The organism is Micromonospora sp. NPDC047670 (genome assembly GCF_043204915.1).
Classification (GTDB): domain Bacteria; phylum Actinomycetota; class Actinomycetes; order Mycobacteriales; family Micromonosporaceae; genus Micromonospora.
In genome coordinates this window covers 51308-67906 of sequence record NZ_JBIDDA010000005.1, presented here as the reverse complement: position 1 = coordinate 67906, position 16599 = coordinate 51308, and the positions used below count along the sequence as shown (strand labels likewise).

14 protein-coding genes are annotated in these 16599 nt (G+C 72.5%); 5 read left to right on the top strand and 9 right to left on the bottom strand.

Annotated features, from left to right (window positions below; translation table 11 throughout):
* Nucleotides 1–284: 284 nt before the first annotated feature.
* Nucleotides 285–632: a hypothetical protein gene (locus ACGF7U_RS14040; protein WP_393106363.1), complete on the top strand. Its 348-nt coding sequence runs from the start codon at nucleotides 285–287 to the stop codon at nucleotides 630–632.
* A 121-nt stretch (nucleotides 633–753) separates the two neighbouring features.
* Here the strand turns inward: ACGF7U_RS14040 and ACGF7U_RS14035 are convergent, their stop codons facing one another.
* The 6 genes from ACGF7U_RS14035 to ACGF7U_RS14010 all read right to left on the bottom strand — a co-directional run bounded on the left by ACGF7U_RS14035 (nucleotide 754) and on the right by ACGF7U_RS14010 (nucleotide 5879).
* On the bottom strand, nucleotides 754–1086 hold the full coding sequence (locus ACGF7U_RS14035) for a putative quinol monooxygenase (protein WP_393106362.1): 333 nt from the start codon (nucleotides 1084–1086) through the stop codon (nucleotides 754–756).
* Between the two features lie 74 nt (nucleotides 1087–1160).
* The gene (locus ACGF7U_RS14030) at nucleotides 1161–2375 is read right to left on the bottom strand and encodes a cyanophycinase (RefSeq protein ID WP_393106360.1); all 1215 of its coding nucleotides are present in this window, start codon (nucleotides 2373–2375) and stop codon (nucleotides 1161–1163) included.
* A gap of 59 nt (nucleotides 2376–2434) precedes the next feature.
* Entirely contained in the window at nucleotides 2435–2965 is a 531-nt protein-coding gene (locus ACGF7U_RS14025; protein ID WP_393106358.1) for a pyridoxamine 5'-phosphate oxidase family protein, read from the bottom strand.
* A gap of 135 nt (nucleotides 2966–3100) precedes the next feature.
* A complete protein-coding gene (gene rpsD, locus ACGF7U_RS14020; RefSeq protein ID WP_393106357.1) occupies nucleotides 3101–3697 on the bottom strand; it encodes a 30S ribosomal protein S4 in 597 nt (198 codons plus the stop codon).
* A 135-nt stretch (nucleotides 3698–3832) separates the two neighbouring features.
* The gene (locus ACGF7U_RS14015) at nucleotides 3833–4573 is read right to left on the bottom strand and encodes a type 1 glutamine amidotransferase domain-containing protein (protein ID WP_393106355.1); all 741 of its coding nucleotides are present in this window, start codon (nucleotides 4571–4573) and stop codon (nucleotides 3833–3835) included.
* A 94-nt stretch (nucleotides 4574–4667) separates the two neighbouring features.
* Nucleotides 4668–5879, bottom strand: a complete 1212-nt coding sequence (locus ACGF7U_RS14010; RefSeq protein WP_393106354.1) for an MFS transporter — start codon at nucleotides 5877–5879, stop codon at nucleotides 4668–4670.
* A 209-nt stretch (nucleotides 5880–6088) separates the two neighbouring features.
* On the opposite strand from ACGF7U_RS14010, the gene ACGF7U_RS14005 reads away from it, so the two are divergent.
* Together ACGF7U_RS14005 and ACGF7U_RS14000 are read left to right on the top strand one after the other, a co-directional pair.
* A complete protein-coding gene (locus tag ACGF7U_RS14005) occupies nucleotides 6089–6556 on the top strand; it encodes a MarR family winged helix-turn-helix transcriptional regulator (RefSeq protein ID WP_393106352.1) in 468 nt (155 codons plus the stop codon).
* Between the two features lie 427 nt (nucleotides 6557–6983).
* Complete coding sequence (locus tag ACGF7U_RS14000) at nucleotides 6984–7841, top strand: hypothetical protein (RefSeq protein WP_393106350.1); 858 nt, start codon at nucleotides 6984–6986, stop codon at nucleotides 7839–7841.
* A 241-nt stretch (nucleotides 7842–8082) separates the two neighbouring features.
* On the opposite strand, the gene ACGF7U_RS13995 is transcribed toward ACGF7U_RS14000, so the two are convergent.
* Nucleotides 8083–8541: an Lrp/AsnC family transcriptional regulator gene (locus ACGF7U_RS13995; protein ID WP_393106348.1), complete on the bottom strand. Its 459-nt coding sequence runs from the start codon at nucleotides 8539–8541 to the stop codon at nucleotides 8083–8085.
* A 348-nt stretch (nucleotides 8542–8889) separates the two neighbouring features.
* On the opposite strand from ACGF7U_RS13995, the gene ACGF7U_RS13990 reads away from it, so the two are divergent.
* Complete coding sequence (locus ACGF7U_RS13990; protein ID WP_393106346.1) at nucleotides 8890–9315, top strand: nucleoside deaminase; 426 nt, start codon at nucleotides 8890–8892, stop codon at nucleotides 9313–9315.
* 87 nt (nucleotides 9316–9402) lie between these two features.
* On the opposite strand, the gene ACGF7U_RS13985 is transcribed toward ACGF7U_RS13990, so the two are convergent.
* Nucleotides 9403–10797: an N-acetylmuramoyl-L-alanine amidase gene (locus ACGF7U_RS13985; protein WP_393106344.1), complete on the bottom strand. Its 1395-nt coding sequence runs from the start codon at nucleotides 10795–10797 to the stop codon at nucleotides 9403–9405.
* A gap of 248 nt (nucleotides 10798–11045) precedes the next feature.
* Here ACGF7U_RS13985 and ACGF7U_RS13980 point away from each other — a divergent pair, with 248 nt between their 5' ends.
* Complete coding sequence (locus ACGF7U_RS13980; RefSeq protein ID WP_393106342.1) at nucleotides 11046–11993, top strand: tetratricopeptide repeat protein; 948 nt, start codon at nucleotides 11046–11048, stop codon at nucleotides 11991–11993.
* A 243-nt stretch (nucleotides 11994–12236) separates the two neighbouring features.
* On the opposite strand, the gene ACGF7U_RS13975 is transcribed toward ACGF7U_RS13980, so the two are convergent.
* On the bottom strand, nucleotides 12237–16523 hold the full coding sequence (locus ACGF7U_RS13975; RefSeq protein ID WP_393106340.1) for a discoidin domain-containing protein: 4287 nt from the start codon (nucleotides 16521–16523) through the stop codon (nucleotides 12237–12239).
* Between the last annotated feature and the right edge of the window lie 76 nt (nucleotides 16524–16599).

Sequence of the window (16599 nt, the reverse complement as noted above, 5' to 3'; positions counted from 1 at the left end):
CAGTTGAATACCTGCGACGGTCGGTGTCAACCCGGCTGCCTGCGCAGCGCCTGGCCCGCGTGATGGTCGGTCCGCCGGGAGCGTCGCCGCCCGTCACCTGGAGCCGAGAGATGTCGGTTGCCGATCCCCGCGGCGGTCCTGATGATCGGTTCGTGGAGGTTCTGGCGCAGTGGGTGCGGACGTCGTGGACAAGGCGGTCCCGTGGCGGACAGGCGGCGGCACGCCGCAACGCCGCGCCGGTGGGTTTCGTGCTGCCGACGCTCAGGTGCCCCACGGTTCACGAGGTGTCGATGGACGAGGCGCACGACTTCGAGCCGCGAGGGTCGGTGCGGGACGGGGAGCCTGACCGGGCCGGGGTGCTGGTGACGGAGGTCGACGGCCGGCTGCGTGTCGAACTCGTCGTGACGCCGTGGGGTGTGCCGCGGCGGTGGCGGCGCCCGCCGGCGGTGTGGCTGGAGTACGGCGAGTGGGTGCGTTGGCAGGTCAACTACCGGTTCTCGTGGCCGGCCGCCCGTGGCGGCGCGTGGAGCTACCGGCTGGACACGCTGAATCTGGCGTACGGGCCGACGACGCCCGACGTCTTCACGGGGGTTCCGACTCGTCGCGTCGATGAGCGTGGGCTGTTGCGATAGCGGACCGTCGCGGCGTGCCGGGCAGGACGACGATCACTCGCGAAGGGTCGCGAGCGCGCCCGTGTGGAGTCGCTGGACTCGCCGCGGAAGCACCACTGAGCGGCCGGTGGGCCGCTGGTGGTCAGCCGCGGTCGGGAACGGCCATCTCGCCGAGCAGGGACCAGTCGTTCTGCGGGACCGTCACATTGACGATGCGGGGCGTCTCGGCGAGGTGGGGCGGCAGGGTCTGTTGCGCGGTCCTGAAGTGCGGGGACTGGACGTGCGCCGCGCCGGCGTCCTCGTCCCGGAACGCCTCGACCAGGACGTACTCCGTCGGGTCGTCGACGCTGCGGGACCAGTCGAACCAGAGGCATCCCGGCTCGCGGCGGGTGGCCTGGGTGAACTCGTCGGCGATCTCGGGCCACCGGTCGGCGTGCTCGGGCAGTACCCGGAACTTGGCGGTAATGAAGATCATCGACATCTCCCGTTCGTGGGCTGCCCGCCCCTCGGCCGTGCCGGCCGGATTGCCGGGGTGGGTGACGGACCGGCTCAGCCAGCGTGAACCGAGACGGTGAGGTCCGTGAACGACGCGGGACTGGCGGTTTCCACCCTATACGCCCGGAATGCAGAGCCCTTGGTCAGGTTCACCACGAATCGCGGAGTGAGTTCGGCGGTGGTGCCGGTCGTCGAGGTGGCGAGGCCGGCGTCGGCCAGATCGAGCGCCGCGTCGCGCAGCGCGTAGGGCCCGAACACGTCGGTCGTCGGCGGTGCCGCCTGGCGGCTGGTGGGAGTCGCGGGTGCGCTGCCCGCGCCCTTCGTGACCTGCCACTGGCCGGGGTCGTAGGAGTCGCCGTCGGTGAGGTAGCTCCACCGCACGCCACTGATCGCCCAGTGCCCGTCGGCCTGGCTGACCTCAGACGAGCGTAGATCGAGGACGGACACCCCGTTGGTGCCCACCACCCGTGCGGTCTCGCTCGACGTGCCGGCGCCGGTGACGATCATCGCCGTGTCCTCACCGACCCCGTACACCCGGTCGTGGCCGGTGTCCGCGGCGAGCCTGATCGAGCGGCCGGTCCGGCCACGGGCGTCGAAGTGGGTGTCGACGAGCCCGGAGGTGAAGAAGTTGAACCCGCCAGCCGGCCAGTGGCCGAGGATCTGGTCGTCGTCGAAGTAGCCCGGCCGTGACCCGTCGCGGACCCCGTAGTAGCTCAGCCCGCCGGTGATCATGTGTGGGCCGGCGAAGATCTGCATGCCGGCACTGGTGCCCGCGACCGGTGCGCCGGCGAGGAACCGCTGCCGGATCGCGGCGAGCACGGTGCCGTCAGTGCCGTCGGCGTGGATCATCGACTGGACGTAGCGGAACTGGTCTCCGCCGGTGAAGAAGAACCCGGTCATCGACGCGGCCAACGCGGCGTGGGACGGGTCGTCGCCGCTGCCGTCGCGTTTCGCGGTCACCGGGATCCAGGTGGCCTCCGCGGCTCCGTACCGCTCGAGGACCTTGCCGACCTGGTTGGCGCTCCAGTGTGGGGTCGCCGACGACGCACTGAGCACGCCGATACGCGCCTGGGCGCCGCCCGCCCGACGGACGAACTCGCCGTAGACGGCGCTGTTGTCGTCATCCAGCGCGCCACCGATCAGCATGATCGCGCCCGGGCCGGCGTTCGTCCCGCCGGGCTGCGCGGACGCGCCGGACGGGGGCAGGGCCCCAGCGACTGCGGCGACGAGCAGCGTGGTGAGCAGCGGCAGAAACCTCGGCCGGGTCATGGGACGACGCTAGACACCGGCGCCACAGGCGTCAAGGAACGTGAATGTCCGGCTGCGGATCAGGACTGCGGGGACGCCGTGAGCTTCGCGATGTCGGGGGCGTAGACGGTCATCCAGTCCGGGCGCAGCCGGTAGTAGACCACGTCGTTGTCCCAGTCGAAGGGGTCGTCGCCGTAGAAGTCCTTGAGGTACGCGAGCACGTCCGGCCAGTCCGCGTCCGGCTCGCCGCCCCGGGGGTTGAGGATCTCCGCCTTGCCGTGCGTGAACACGCCCAGGTCCTCACCGCGCATGTGCGCGGCGCTGACGGCGGGCCGCGCCGCGAGGTGGCGGGCCTTGGCGGCGCCACGCGCCGTGCCGAAGTGCCACCTCCCGTGCAGGAAGTGCCCGTCCACGCCGCTGATCCGCGGCTCGCCCTTCGCCGTCACGGTGGACAGGGCGAGGGTGCACATGCCGGTGAGGACCTGGGTGAGCTGCTCCGCGGTGAGAGTGCGCTCCCTGTTGATGATCGAGCGGAGGTGCGAGGTGGAGCGGGAGAGCGAGGCGTCGAGGAGGGCCTGGAGCTCTTCGAGCTCTTCTGGGGTTTCGCGCATGGAGGTCCTTGTCTGTCCGTAGGCCCGGCCCGCGCGCCCACCATCGCCGCGGACCGGTTGACGCCATGCTCGACCCAAAACCTGACACCCTGCGTCCTGTTTCTTCCCCCGTTTTGCCAACCGGCCGCAGCCGCACTAGTCGGGCCGGACGGTGAGCGAAACGTCCCGCAGGTCGGGCACCTCCTGCCGGCGCGGCTCCCGGGTCAGGGTCGCGGTGAACTCCTCCGGTCGGACCTCCAGGTACGACGGGGCCTCGACGTCGCGGAACCCGCCCGCGGCGACCACGGCCGGGGTGGGGCACTGCCGCTCCGGGCGTACCTGGATGATCTGCCCCGGCCGGACCAGGTACGACGGGCGGTTGACCTTGCCCCCGTCCAGGGTGAACGTGTTGCGCGCGACCAGGCTGCGGGCCTCGCCGACGGTGCGGGCGAAGCCGGCCCGGTGCACCAGCGCGTCCAGCCGCTGCTCCAACTGCCCAGCCAGGTTGTCCGCCGCGTCGCCCGGCTGTCCGGCGGCCGTCACCAGAGCCCGCACCAGCTGCCGCTCCCGCAGGTCGTACGCGGCCCGGACCTGCCGCCGCTCCGCGTCGGGCAGCCGGTAGCCGCGTGGCGCGCGACGGGGGCCGCCCCGGACCCCGATCGGATGCCGCTGCCGGCGCAGTCGGTAACCGTGCGCCGGCTTGAGCGGTACGACGTCGGTCGGCGCGATGTTGGCCTTCGAGCGCAGCGTCATGGGTGCCCCCTCGGTGTCGTGGCCACCACCGTGTCCCCGACCGGGGTGAGCCGGCCCCACCCGGTGCGGGTGATCCGTCCGGGTGGGGCCGCGTCGCAGCCTCGGGCCGCCGGTTCGCCCCGGCCGCCGCCAGCCTCAGCCGGTCACCGAAGCCGCACCGCTGACCCCCGCCGGGGGGATGCCGAGGGTCTTGAGGACCTGCTGGGCGGTCGCGACGCTGGACTGCGGGTTCTGGCCGGTGACGAGGTTGCCGTCGACCACGACCGTGTTCGACCACGGCGTGCCCGCCTGGACCGTCGCGCCGCGCTCGCGCAGAGTCGTCTCGACCCACCACGGGGTGGCGTCGCCGAGGCCGCCCTGGCGCTCCTCCTCGTCGGTGAAGACGACCAGCCGGCGGCCGGCGAAGGTGAAGGTGCCGTCGGGGCGGTTGGCGGCGAGCAGCGCCGCCGGCCCGTGGCAGAGCGCGGCGATGAGTTGGCCGCGGTCGTCGGCGTCGGTGAGCAGCCGTCCGAGTTCGGCGTCGGTGGCGAGGTCGGCCATCGGGCCGTGCCCGCCCGGGATGTAGATGGCGTCGTACGAGGCCGCGTCCACGTCGGCGATGGCCAGCGGCGCGGACAGGTCGGCGGAGATGCCGGCGAGGTAGTCGCGGAACGTGGCCGCCTCGGCGTCGCCGACCCCGCCCCGGGCGTCGAGGCTGACCGCGTCGACGGTCGGGGCGACGCCGCCGGGCGTGGCGATGTCGACGTCGACGCCGGCATCGCGGAAGACCTGGTGGGAGGCGGCGAGTTCCTCGGCCCAGAAACCGGTCGGGTGGCTGGTGCCGTCGGCGAGGGTCAGGCTGTCGGCGCCGGTGACGATCATCAGGATCTTGGTCATGGAAGGCTCCTGTGCGGTACGAGAAATCAACTCTGTCGGACGTCGGGGATCAGTGGCCGGGCGCGGGGACGTCGTTGTCCCGCGTGCGGGGGCGTCAGGCCCGGGCGCCAGCGGGGCTGGCCGCGACGGGCGTCGCGGTGTTGCGTGCGGCGTGCCGGGTGGCGACCAGCAGGACGAGGAGGCCGGCGAAGGTGAGCGCCGCCCCGTCCCAGAGGGTGGAGGTGTAGCCGAGGCCGGCGCTGATGGTCACGCCGCCGATCCAGGCGCCGAGGGCGTTGCCGACGTTGAAGGCGGCGATGTTGGCGCCGGATGCCAGTGTCGGCGCCTGCCCGGCGTACTGCATGATCCGCATCTGCAGGCCGGGCACGGTGGCGAAGCCGAACGCGCCCATGAGCGCCAGCGAGACGATGGTCATGGTCTGGCTCGGCGCGGTGACGGCGAAGACGACCAGGACCGCGGTCAGCGCGGCCAGGACGGCGGTGAGCGTCGCGGGCACCGACCGGTCGGCGGTCCTGCCGCCGAGGGTGTTGCCGGCGAACAGGCCCAGGCCGAACAGGACCAGCAGCCAGGGGACGGTGCCGGCGGCGAAGCCGCTGACCTCCGTCAGGGTGTACGCGATGTAGGTGAACGCGCCGAACATGCCCCCGAAGCCGAGGATCGTGATCAGCAGCGAGAACCACACCTGCGGGTGGGCGAAGGCCTTGAGTTCGTGGCGCAGGCCGTCGGTGGTGCCGGTGGCGGTGTGTGCCGGAACGAGCGCGGCCATGCCGACCAGGGCGACGACGCCGATGGCGGTGATCGCCCAGAAGGTGGATCGCCAGCCCAGTTGCTGGCCGAGGAAGGTGCCGAACGGGACGCCGAGCACGTTGGCGGCGGTGAGGCCGGTGAACATCATGGCGATCGCGGCCGCCTGGCGGGACGGCGCGACGAGGCTCGCCGCGACGACCGAGCCGATGCCGAAGAAGGCGCCGTGGCTGAGGGCGGCGACGATGCGTCCCACCATCATCAGCTCGTACGTCCCGGCCAGCGCCGAGGCCAGGTTGCCGGCGATGAACAGGAGCATCAGCCCCATCAGGACGTGCTTGCGGTTGAGTCGGGTGACGGCGGCGGTCAGGCCGATGGCGCCGACGGCGACGGACAGGGCGTAGCCGGAGATCAGCCACCCGGCGGCGGACTCGGTGACGGCGAAGTCCGCGGCGACCTCGGGCAGCAGGCCCATGATCACGAATTCGGTGAGGCCGATGCCGAACCCGCCGATCGCGAGAGCGAGCAGTCCCAGTGGCATCTTTCGCAGGTCAGCAGACATCGTTTCTCCAGTGGCGAACATGTAGCGCGCCTGCAACTACCGGCGCGTGCAACACCGATACTTGCGCGCGCCGCCTATCGGCGCAAGCGTGCCACTGCTCACATGGCAGGCGTCTGCAACTATCCGCGTGCACGGCTAGGATTGCGGTCGTACATCCGGCCGTTCGGGCGGCCGGGGGCGGCACCGGCAACGGCGAGGAGCGCGGGGACGTGGGCATCGGCGACGAGGCGGTCGAGATCCGCGCCCAGGGCTGGCGGACCCTCGCGGCCCTGCACGGCCTCATCGACACCGCCCTCGAGAAGGCGCTGCAGGCCGGGCACCACCTCTCGGTCGTGGAGTACACGGTGCTCGACGCCCTGTCACGCCAGGACGGCTGGCACATGCGCATGCAGCAGCTCGCGCGCGCCGCCGCCCTCTCCAGCAGCGCCACCACCCGGCTGGTCAACCGGCTGGAGGACCGTGGCCTGCTCACCCGCGTCCTGTGCCAGGACGACCGTCGGGGCATCTACACCGAACTGACCGAGCGGGGCTGGGCGCTGCTCAACCAGTCGCGTCCGACCCACGACGAGGCTCTCGCCGCCGCGTTGGCGCGGGCCGAGGAACTCCCCGAGCTGGCCCCGCTGGTCGACGCCCTGCACCGCCTGCCCGCCAAGACCGCGCAGGCGGTCCACCGCTGACCGCCGTCTCGGGCGGCTCGCTGCGCGGCGACCCGCCGGCCGTCGCGGGTTGGGTGGTCGTCGCCCGGCCGGCGGCCCGCACTCACTGAATCGGCCTGCCGGGCCTTCCCGCGCCGGTCGGCGCCGGGCGTGCGGCGGCTGGGTCCTTCGCGTGTCGCAGCTCGCGTACCCGACGGGGGCGGCGGTCGTTCGTCGCCGTCGCGAGGGCGGTCTTCCCGCAGGGTGCGGTGTGCCGGCACGTCTGCCGTGACCGTCGCGGAGGACCGGCCCTGTCGCGGGCCGGTCGTCGCTCCGTATCGACCGGCCGGACCATGCCGTGACGGCCGAAGGTCGGCGAAATTCACTTGAAACATGTATAGCGATCGATGTCTCCGGTGCGGTACAGCTGTTCTCGACAACAGGAACACCTAGCAAACGGAGGCGTGCCATGCCGACAACTCGTCGTGCCCTGGGGGCGGCCGGCGCAGCGCTGCTCCTGGTGGCGGCTGCGCTGATCGCCGTGGGAGCGAACCACCGCGCCACGGAATCCGAGCGGGTGGCGCTGGCCGCAGCGGCCGCCGCCCCGGCTGTACCAGCGCTGTCGGAGGAGGGCCTCCGTGCGGTCCTGTTGCCCGAGACGGACCACCCCGCGGGTACCGAACTGGTGGAGATGTCGTTGGCCGGCGCGGCGGGGATGTTCGCGCCCGACCCCGACACCACCGTCTCGCCGGTGGCCTGCCTGGGCTCCCTGCAACTGGCGATCGGCGAGCAGGGCAGGGCCGCCGACGGCTGGATCCAGGTCGGCAGCCGGCGCGACGCCGCGAAGGGCACCACGGGCAGGTTCACCGCGACCGTCGGGCAGTTGCCCGACGGGCTGGATCTCGCCCGGCTCCGCGAGGTCGCGGGCACCTGCACGGCCGGCAGCCTGACCTGGCAGTCGCTGAAGGTCCGCGCGACGATCGCGCTGGCCGAGGTGCCGGTTCCGCCACTGGACGGGGCCGCGACGTACGGGCTGCAGTCGACCATCACGTTCACCGGCCTGACGCAGCAGCAGTTCGACCAACTGGTCGCGGACTCCTGCCGGGTCGAGGCGGCGTCGGCCGTCGTCGAAGCCGGCTGGACCTGCGACCAGGGCGCGGACGCCGGCACGGCCGTCGACCAGTCCACCGGGGACTACACCGTCCAGCAGTACCAGCTCTACGTGGCCAGGGGGAACCACTACCTGGAGGTCTGCGAGCCGGACCTGGCCACGGCGATCTCGATGTCGCAGCGGCTGTACGACCGGATGCGCTCGATCGTCAAGTGATCCGGGTTCGGCGACCCGGCTCGACCTCCCGCGCCCGTGGGCGGCCGAGCCGGATCACCGGCGCCCGCCGCGGACCGTCCGCCGAGGTCGCCCGGCGATCCGGCAACGCCCGGCAGCCCCCCGCCGTGTCATGCTGGACGTCGACCTGCCCGTCGCGGAACCCGATCCCGCACCTCGCCGGCGTACGTGCCCGCGGCCAGCGGGAGGGGGCGTCGCGTGTGCCGGTCCCGGTGGGTCGGGATCAGGTCCCCGACAGCGGTTCGCGTGGCCCCCGGTAGGCCTGGGTCTGGCTGTAGACGAGGTTGGTGGTGGTGCTGCCGAACTGCGCCAGCTCGTCGACGACCTGTTCGAGGTGGGCCATCGAGGTGGTGGCCACCTTCAGCACGTAACAGTCGTCGCCGGTGACGCGCAGGCACTCCAGGATCTCGCCGCGCTCGCCGAGCAGCCGGTGCAGCGGTTGGTGCCGGCTGCCCGGATACTTCAGGCGCACCACGGCGAGGATCGGCAGGCCCGCCTTGACCAGATCGACCTCGGCGCGATAGCCGGTGATCACGCCGGCTGTCTCCAACCGCTTGACGCGCTCCGTCGTCGCGGACGCGCTCAAGCTGACCCGCCGCCCGAGCTCGGTCAGCGGGATGCGGCCGTCACGTTGCAGCTCCGCCAGGATCGACCAGTCCGTCGCGTCGAGGTTCACGGCCATCGCGAAAGAATACCGGCAGATCCACGGAAGACCGGCCCGCACACCGCGAAAAGCCTGTTCATGAGCCGATCTTCCCCGCATAGGCTTGCCGCCATGCAGATCGGCGTCAACGTCCCCACCTTCGGGCCCGGCACCAACCCCGGCGTGCTGCGCCGCTGGGCGCAGACGGTCGAAGGGCTCGGGTTCGACGCACTGCTGGTCTCCGACCATGTCGCGGTGACCCCGGACGTCGCAGAGCAGTGTCCGGCGCCCTGGAGGAGACCCGCCGTCCCGAGGTCGCCTGGCGGGCCCTCGCGACGGTGGCCGCCCACCGCGACCGGTACGCCGGCAAACCGTGAAGGAGTAACTGTGACCCCCGACGACGAACGTCATCTGCGGCGCGCGCTCGAGCTGGCCGCCGAGGCCCGGGCGGACGGCAACCCGCCGTTCGGATCGCTGCTCATCGGTGCGGACGGCGCCGTCCTGGCCGAGGAGCGCAACACCTCGCTCACCGACGCCGACATCTCGGCCCATCCGGAGCTGAAGCTGGCCAGGTGGGCGGCGCGCGAACTCGCTGCCGAGGCGGCGGCCGGCACGACGATGTACACCAGCTGCCAACCCTGCAACATGTGCACCGGCGCGATCGAGCGCTCCGGGCTCGGCCGCGTGGTGTTCGCGCTCTCCACCGACCAGCTCCTGGCGCTCAAACCGTCCGGCGGGTTCGCCCCCGTGCCGCACGAGGGGCCGGCCCTCTTCGACGAGGCCCGGATCCCGGTCGACGGCTACTACCGCTAGCGACTCGCGGTCGTGCGGGACCGGGCGGCAGGTGGTCGCCCGGTCCCGACACCCCGTGCTCCGCGCCGGGCCGCGGCCCCGGACCGGTCAGCAGCGTGGCACGTTGGGTATGAAGCCGTTGTGGCCGGTCAGGACGTAGGCGTCTGAGACGTACCGGCTGGTGCCGATCCGGTTCCAGACGTTCGTCGTGCCGTAGGGGCCGGTCACCGTCGTGCCGACGGCCTGGCAGTAGATGCTGACGGTCGCGCCGTCAGCGACGGAACCCACGATGCTGTAGCCGGCGCCGGGCCCGGAGCGTACGTTGAGGCTGGCCCCCTCGGTGTTCACCGTGCCGGAGCCGATGGCGGTCTGCCCGTTGACCAACTGCAGGTAGTAGGTCCAGTTCCAGTGCGGCCCGGGATCGGTGTGGGTGGCCCCCGGCACCTCGTTGTGGCCGATGATGTGTGCCCGGTCACTGGGGATGCCGTACCTGTCGGCGAGGCTGCGGGTCAGGGCCGCGGAGGCCCGGTACATCGCGTCGGTGAACCAGGCCGCGTTGTCGACGTAACCCTCGTGTTCGATGCCGATGGACTGGGTGTTGTAGGTCCAGTTGCCGGCGTGCCAGGCGATGTCCTTCTCGCGTACCGACTGGGTGACCGCCCCGTCGGACGAGCGGAACGTGTAGTGCGCGCTGGCCTTGGCGGCCGGGTTCTGGAACCAGCTGATCGAACCGGCGTAGCTGCCCTGCGTCACGTGGATGACGATGTAGCGGACGGGGTGGCTGCTGGGCCGGGTGGCGACGGTGTAGTTGCTGGCGCTGGCCGGTGCCCACGCGGCCGGCCCGTAGTCGGTGCTGAGGACGCCGGCCTCGCCCGCCGCCTGACCGAGTGCGCCCCGCTGCGGGGCCACCGGACGCCCTGCCACCGTCACCCCGTCCGGCTGTCCCGTCTCGAAGCCGGTTTCGAGCAGGTCGTAGACGGCGTCTGCGTAGAGCCGGGCGGTCGACGGGGTGGCTGCCCCGCCGTAGCGGGCGACCGAGGCGTACCAACTGTTGACGTCGGCGCGCCCGGCCGGGGCCACGCCGGCCTGGTCGGCGTAGGAGCGCAGGACGGCCGCCGCCCCGGTGACGTTCGCGGCGGGGTCGGCGCGCAGCGTGCCGCGGTGGAGCCCGGTCAGCGCGGCCGCCTCGTCCAGGGTGTGCAGCCTCGGGTTGCTGACCAGATGCATGATGCCGTAGCCACCCGCCGCGCTCGGTGTGCCACCGTGCCCGTCCAGGCGGGTCTCGGCGTAGCCGAGCGCGACGAGCAGATCTCGGGGAACGTCGTACCGGCGTGCGGCGGTGTCGAACGCGGTGGCCAGTTGACCCGACGCCGGCGAGCCCCGGTCCGGGGCGGCGGACGCCGGGGAGGCCGCCAGAACCGATTGACCGGACAGGACCAGGGTCGCGGCCAGCATGGCGATGAGCAGCCCGTGTGCACGCCGTGCGGCGCGTCGACCGGTCACCTTGACCTCCCTCACGTTCGCCACATCGATGAGAGGCGATGGGTGGCGGTAACATACACCGCTGTGGACGCCGCTGTAAACGGCTTGCAGCGATGCGCTCCGGGGATGGCGAAATCCTTCAGTCGGCAACGGACCGCCGGGACGGCGCGTCTCCACCGGAGACGGTTCGTGAGTGGCCGGCGCGGTCGAGCCCGGGAGCCGACCGGCCGACGGCCGGGGCGCGTGACCGGCGACACTAGGGTGACGGCATGACCTTGACCCCTGCCACCGCCTCGTCCGCGCACGCCGAGACGTTGCTCGCCGAAACCCGGCGGGTGACGGCGGCCGATCCGCTGGACGCCGCGTACCTCGAAGGGCTGTGCCGTGAGATCGACGGCCGTGTCGTGCGCGGCGACGCGATGATCGGGATCCTGCCGGTCGAGGCGTACGACGTGCTCGTCCGGGGCTACGCCGCCGCGGCCCTGGCCGGCCGGACCGGCGTGTGGGTTCCCCTGGGGAAGCGGCTGCTCGACCCGCGGGCCGGACGGCCGCCGGCGTGGCCGTCGCCGCACCCGTTCCCCGCGGGCGACGAGACCCTGGACGCCGCCCTGCGCTGCTTCGCCGAGGCCGCCCGGCACGGCAACCGCGAGGGCGCGTACCTGTTCGCCGCCCTCGGCCGGCAGGCCGTGGGCCGGGTGGGCCGGTACGCGCTGACGCTGCTGGAGCCGCTGTGGGCCGACGACCCGACCGGGGAGGCGACCTACTGGTCCGGCATCGTGCGCTACCTGCTGGGCGACGGCGAGGCCGCGGTCGCGGACCATCAGCGGGCCGCCGCGGCCGGCAACGCCGACGCGATGTTCGAGCTGTACGTCCTGTACGGCACCGGGGACGCGGTGCCGCGCGACGACGCGGTGGCGCGGCAGTGGCTGATGCGCGCCGCCGAGCGGGACCACCCCCGTGCCCTGTACAACGTCGCGGCGGGGTACGCCACCGGCCAGGGGCTCCCCCGGGACGAGGTCGCCGCCGCCGGCTGGTACGAGCGCGCGGCGGACGCCGGTAACCCGCGCGCCGCGGCCACCCTGGGCGTGATGTGCCTGCTCGGCTCCGGCGTGCCCGCCGACCCGGCCCGCGCCGCCGGGTGGCTCGACCGGGCCGAGGAGCAGGGCTTCGACGTCGACGGCTGGCTGGACCAGCTCGGCATCCGCCGGCCCGCCTGACCCGCCTGCCAGGCAGGCCGTGCTGGCGGTGGGCAGGCGCCGGACGCCGGGCCTGCGGCGTGAGGATCATCGACGGCGGCCTGGTCACCGCCAGCCCCGGGGACGCTCGGGTAGCTGTGGCCACCGATGCGGCCGGACGCCGCGGTGCGGCCCGGCGCTGATCGTCGCGGCACAGGCGGGCGCACCGCGCCGGGCCGGAGACCGGGCGCCGCCGGGTGGGTCCTCCCGACGGCGCCCGGTACGTCAGCTGCGGTTGATGGTGAAGGTGGACGTGGTGTTGCGGATGTCCTGCCAGTTGTCGGTCAGCCGCAGGTTCACGAAGGTGGCCGAGCCGACGGCCGGGCCCTGGCCCTGCTCGGGCATCTCGTTGACCCAGATTCCGAAGCCCGACTTGGCGTCGAACGCGTCACCGCTGCGCCGCGCTCCCGAGATCGACACGTTGGTGAAGACCGTGTCGGTGATCGGGTTCTCCGGCTGGCCGCCGGTGTACTTGGTCTGGAACATGATCCCGGAGTACGTCGGGTCGACGATGTCCACGTCGGACACCCGGATGCCGCGGAACTCCTTCGACGCCGAGAAGACCCAGATCGCCGGGAAGGTCTGCGCGCCCCAGAAGTGCCCGCCGGCCCGGATCAGCGAGATGTTCTGGAACTGCGTCGGCGGGCTGGCCCCGAACCCGATGAACGGGTAGCCGAAGTCCAGCGAGCTGATCGTGATGCCGGAGTACGTCAGCATGTCCGCGATGTAGAGGTTGCGGAAGATGTTGTCGTAGCCGCCGTACACCGCGATCCCGGCCGCCCGCCAGGTCAGCGTGGCGGTCAGGTTCTCGAAGACGTTGCCGTGGTTGGCCGTGGCGCCCCCCTGGTCGACGGCCGAGAAGAGCGCGAACGCGTCGTCCCCGTTGGACCGGCCCTCGGAGTTGCTGACCAGGTTGTCGGTGCTGCCGTTGGTCATGTTCACCGCGTCGGCGAAGGTGTTCCGGAAGCGGCTGTTGGTGATCTTCAGGCCGCTGACGCTCACCCCCCAGTACGCGCAGACCGTGTGTTCGACCCAGACGTTGTCCAGGGTCATGTTGTCCACGTCCTTCAGCTCACCCCAGACCTTCCCCGGACCGTCGATGCGGTTGGTGTAGTTGCCGAAGAAGGCCAGGTGCGCGAAGGACGACCCGCTCGCCGAGGGCTCCACCCGGAAACCGGCGTCGGTGTTCTGCTGGCTGACCGGCGTCTGGAAGCGGGTGAACCACATGCCCGCGCCGACCACCCTGACCGGCTTGCCGTAGACCTGGAACTTCTGCGCGGTCTCGTACGTGCCGGCCGGCAGGTAGACGCCGACGAGGGTGCCGGTGCTGTCCATCCGGACCGCGTCCAGGGCGTTCTGCACGTCGGAGTGGCTGAACCCGGTCGGCACCCTGTAGCGGGCCGGATCGGGGTTGGCCCGCGGCGACACCTGCTCCAGGTTGACGAAGTCGATGGCGTATGTGGTGCTGTTGGCCGGGTCCTTCTGGAGCCGGATCCGGCTGCCCGCCGGGACGGTGGAGTTCAGCAGCACGTTCGCCTCGTCGTAGATGTGCCGGGGCGGGCCTGCGCCGGGGGAGTCGCTCGGGCTGGCCTCCGCGCCGTACAGCCAGATGTGCTTCGAGGTGAGGCTGATCGGCTTGTGCAGCACCCCGTTGACGTAGACGTTCAACGTCGCGTCGATGCCCCCGCCACCCGGCGCGTCCGGGATGGAGAAGCGGGTGACCAGGGCGTTGGCCGGCGCCCGGGTGGTCCACTCGACGTACGCGCCGGTGCTGTTCAGGGTGACCGCCCGCCGGCCGGACGCCTCCCCGGCCAGGTCGCCGATGGTCCGGTTCGGCCCGAGCACCTGCGCCCCGCCGCCGACCGAGCCCTCCTCGGCCTCGTACATGTCGTACGGCAGGTTGGCGCCGCGGCCCACGAAGAGCGACCGCTCGCTGGTGTTGTTCTGCCGCTTCACCGGCAGCTCGTTGGCGTCGTCGGCGAGCACCACGCGGACCGTGTACCGGCCGTTGGCCGCGGTCCAGGTGCCCAGGTTGACCGGGCCGGCGCTCGCCCCGGCGGCGATGGTCCCGCTGTACGCGCCGGTCAGCGTACGGACCACGGCGCCGGTGTCGGTGAGCACGGTCAGCGTGATGCCGTGCGCGCCGCTCGCCGAGGCGACCGTGCCCTGGTTGCGCAGAGTCACCGCGAAGCTGACCGGGGAGCCGGCGCCGGGCGTGCCGGGCGACCAGGTCACCGCCGAGGCGACCAGGTCGGAGCTGGCCACCGGACTGACCGTCAGCGGGGTCGGGCTGGTGTGGCTGTTGTTCGCCTCGTTCTGCTCGATGACCGTGTTCGCCTCGTCGACCGTGGCGCGCAGTGGGTAGCTGCCGGCGTCGCGCGGGCCGATGGTCGCCTTGACGGTGGTCGAGGCGCCGGCCGCGAGGGCGCCGACGCCGGCCGTGCCGACCTTCGTCGTACCCAGGTGGAATCCGACGGTGGTGGCGGCGGAGGCCGCCGTGCCGGCGTTGCGCACGGTGGCGGAGAGCGTGACCGAGTCGGTCTCCACCGGCGCGGTCGGCGCGACGGTGATCCCGGTGACGGTGAGGTCCGGGTTCGGCGCCGGGGTGCCGATCACCTGCAGCTCGGCGACCTGCCCGTTGGACGAGCCGGTGTTCGCGGTGAACTGGAGCCGGACGTCGGCCGCCGTCGCCGACACCGGGACGGTCACCGTGTTGCTGCTGGCCGGGCTGAACGAGTACGCCGCCAAGGCGACCAACGTGCTGAACCCGGACGCGGACTGCTCGCGGCCGAGCACCTGGAAGGTCTGCGTGCGGGCGCCCCAGGCAGGGTCGGGGTTGAGCTTCACCACCAGCGCGCGGATGCTGGCGTTCGCGCCGAGCGCGACGGTCAGCGTGCTCGGGTACGCCCCGGGCGCGCCCTCCCAGTAGGTGCTCACGTCGTCGTCGTTGGCGTTGGCGGCGGTGAAGACGTGCACCACCGACGAGGCGGTGACGGGCTTGCCGACCGCGAGGTTGGTGCCGCCCGGCGTGCTGCCGGTGCGGGTCACCGTGTTGCTGTTCGCCGACACGTTGCCCGCCGCGTCCCGGGCCCGGACGAAGTAGGAGACCGTGGCGGTGTCCGGCTGGCTGTCGGTGTACGTCAGGGTCGAGCCGTTCACGCTGCCGCGCAGCGCGCCGTTGGCGTAGACGTCGTAGCCGGTCACTCCGACGTTGTCGGTGGACGCCGTCCAGGTCAGGCGGATCTGTCCGGCGGCCGGCTGGGTGTGGGCCAGGTCGCCGGGGGCGGTCGGCGCGACCGTGTCGCCCGAGCTGCCGGTGCGGGTCACCGTGTTGCTGTTCGCCGAGGCGTTGCCGGCCGCGTCGCGGGCCCGGACGTGGTAGGAGACGGTGGCGCCGGCCGGCTGGGTGTCGGTGTACGTCAGCGTGGTCCCGCCGACGCTGGTCCGCAGGACGCCGTTGGCGTAGACGTCGTAGCCGGTCACTCCGACGTTGTCGGTGGACGCCGTCCAGGTCAGGCGGATCTGCCCGGCGGCCGGCTCGGTGTAGGCCAGGTTGCCCGGCGCGGACGGCGGCTGGGTGTCGCCGGTCGCCGGCCCGTAGACCTCCAGCTCGGAGAGCTGCCCGGCGGGCCAGCCGGTGTTGGCGGTGAAGAGCAGCCGCAGGTACCAGGTGCTGGCGGCGGTGAACGTGATGGTCACCGTGTTGTGGGCGCCCGGGGTGAACGCGTACCCGGCCGACGCGACGACGGTGCCGAAGGTCGAGCCGTCGGTGCTGCCCTGCACGGTGATCGTCTGGGTGCGGGCGTCCCAGCCGGTCGGCAGCTTGAGCACCAGCCGGTTGACGCTCACCGTGGCCGCGAGGTCGACCTGGATCCACTGCGGGAACGCGTTGTTCGCGCCCTCCCAGTAGCTGCCCTGGTTGCCGTCGTTGGCGTTACCGGCGACGTGGACGTCCGCGTGGGCGCTGGCGGTCATGGTCCGCCCGAGCGCCAGGTTCGTCGAGGAGGTCGCCGCGCCGTAGACCTCCAGCTCGGCGAGCTGCGCGGCGGCCCAGCCGGTGTTGGCGGTGATCGCGACCCGGACGTACCGGGTGGTGGTGGCCGGGAAGTCGAGCGTCACCGTGTTGCCGTTGGCGGGGCTGAACGCCCGGCCGGCCGAGGCGACGATGGTGCTGAAGCCGCTGCCGTCCGCGCTGCCCTGCACCGACAGCGTCTGGGTGCGCGCCTCCCAACCGGTCGGTAGCTTCAGCTTCACCTGGTCGATCGACCGGCCGGAGCCGAGGTCGACCTGCGCCCACTGGGGGAGGGCGCCGCTGCTCTCCCAGTAGGTCGACGGGTTGCCGTCGGTCAGGTTGGCCGCGACGTACAGGCCGTTGGCGCTGCTGGCCGTGGCGCTGCGCCCGGCGGCGAGGTTGGGTCCGCCGGCGGCGAGGGCCGGTGGCGGGGGCGCCGCGGTGACGGCGAGGCCGAGCACGGCGAGCGCCGCGACGACGCGGGTACGGAATCTGGACATGGTGGGGGACACCTTCTTCCGGGGACGTGGAGAGGCGTGTGCGCGGTGCGGTGGGTGCGGTGCGGGCGGGGCCCCG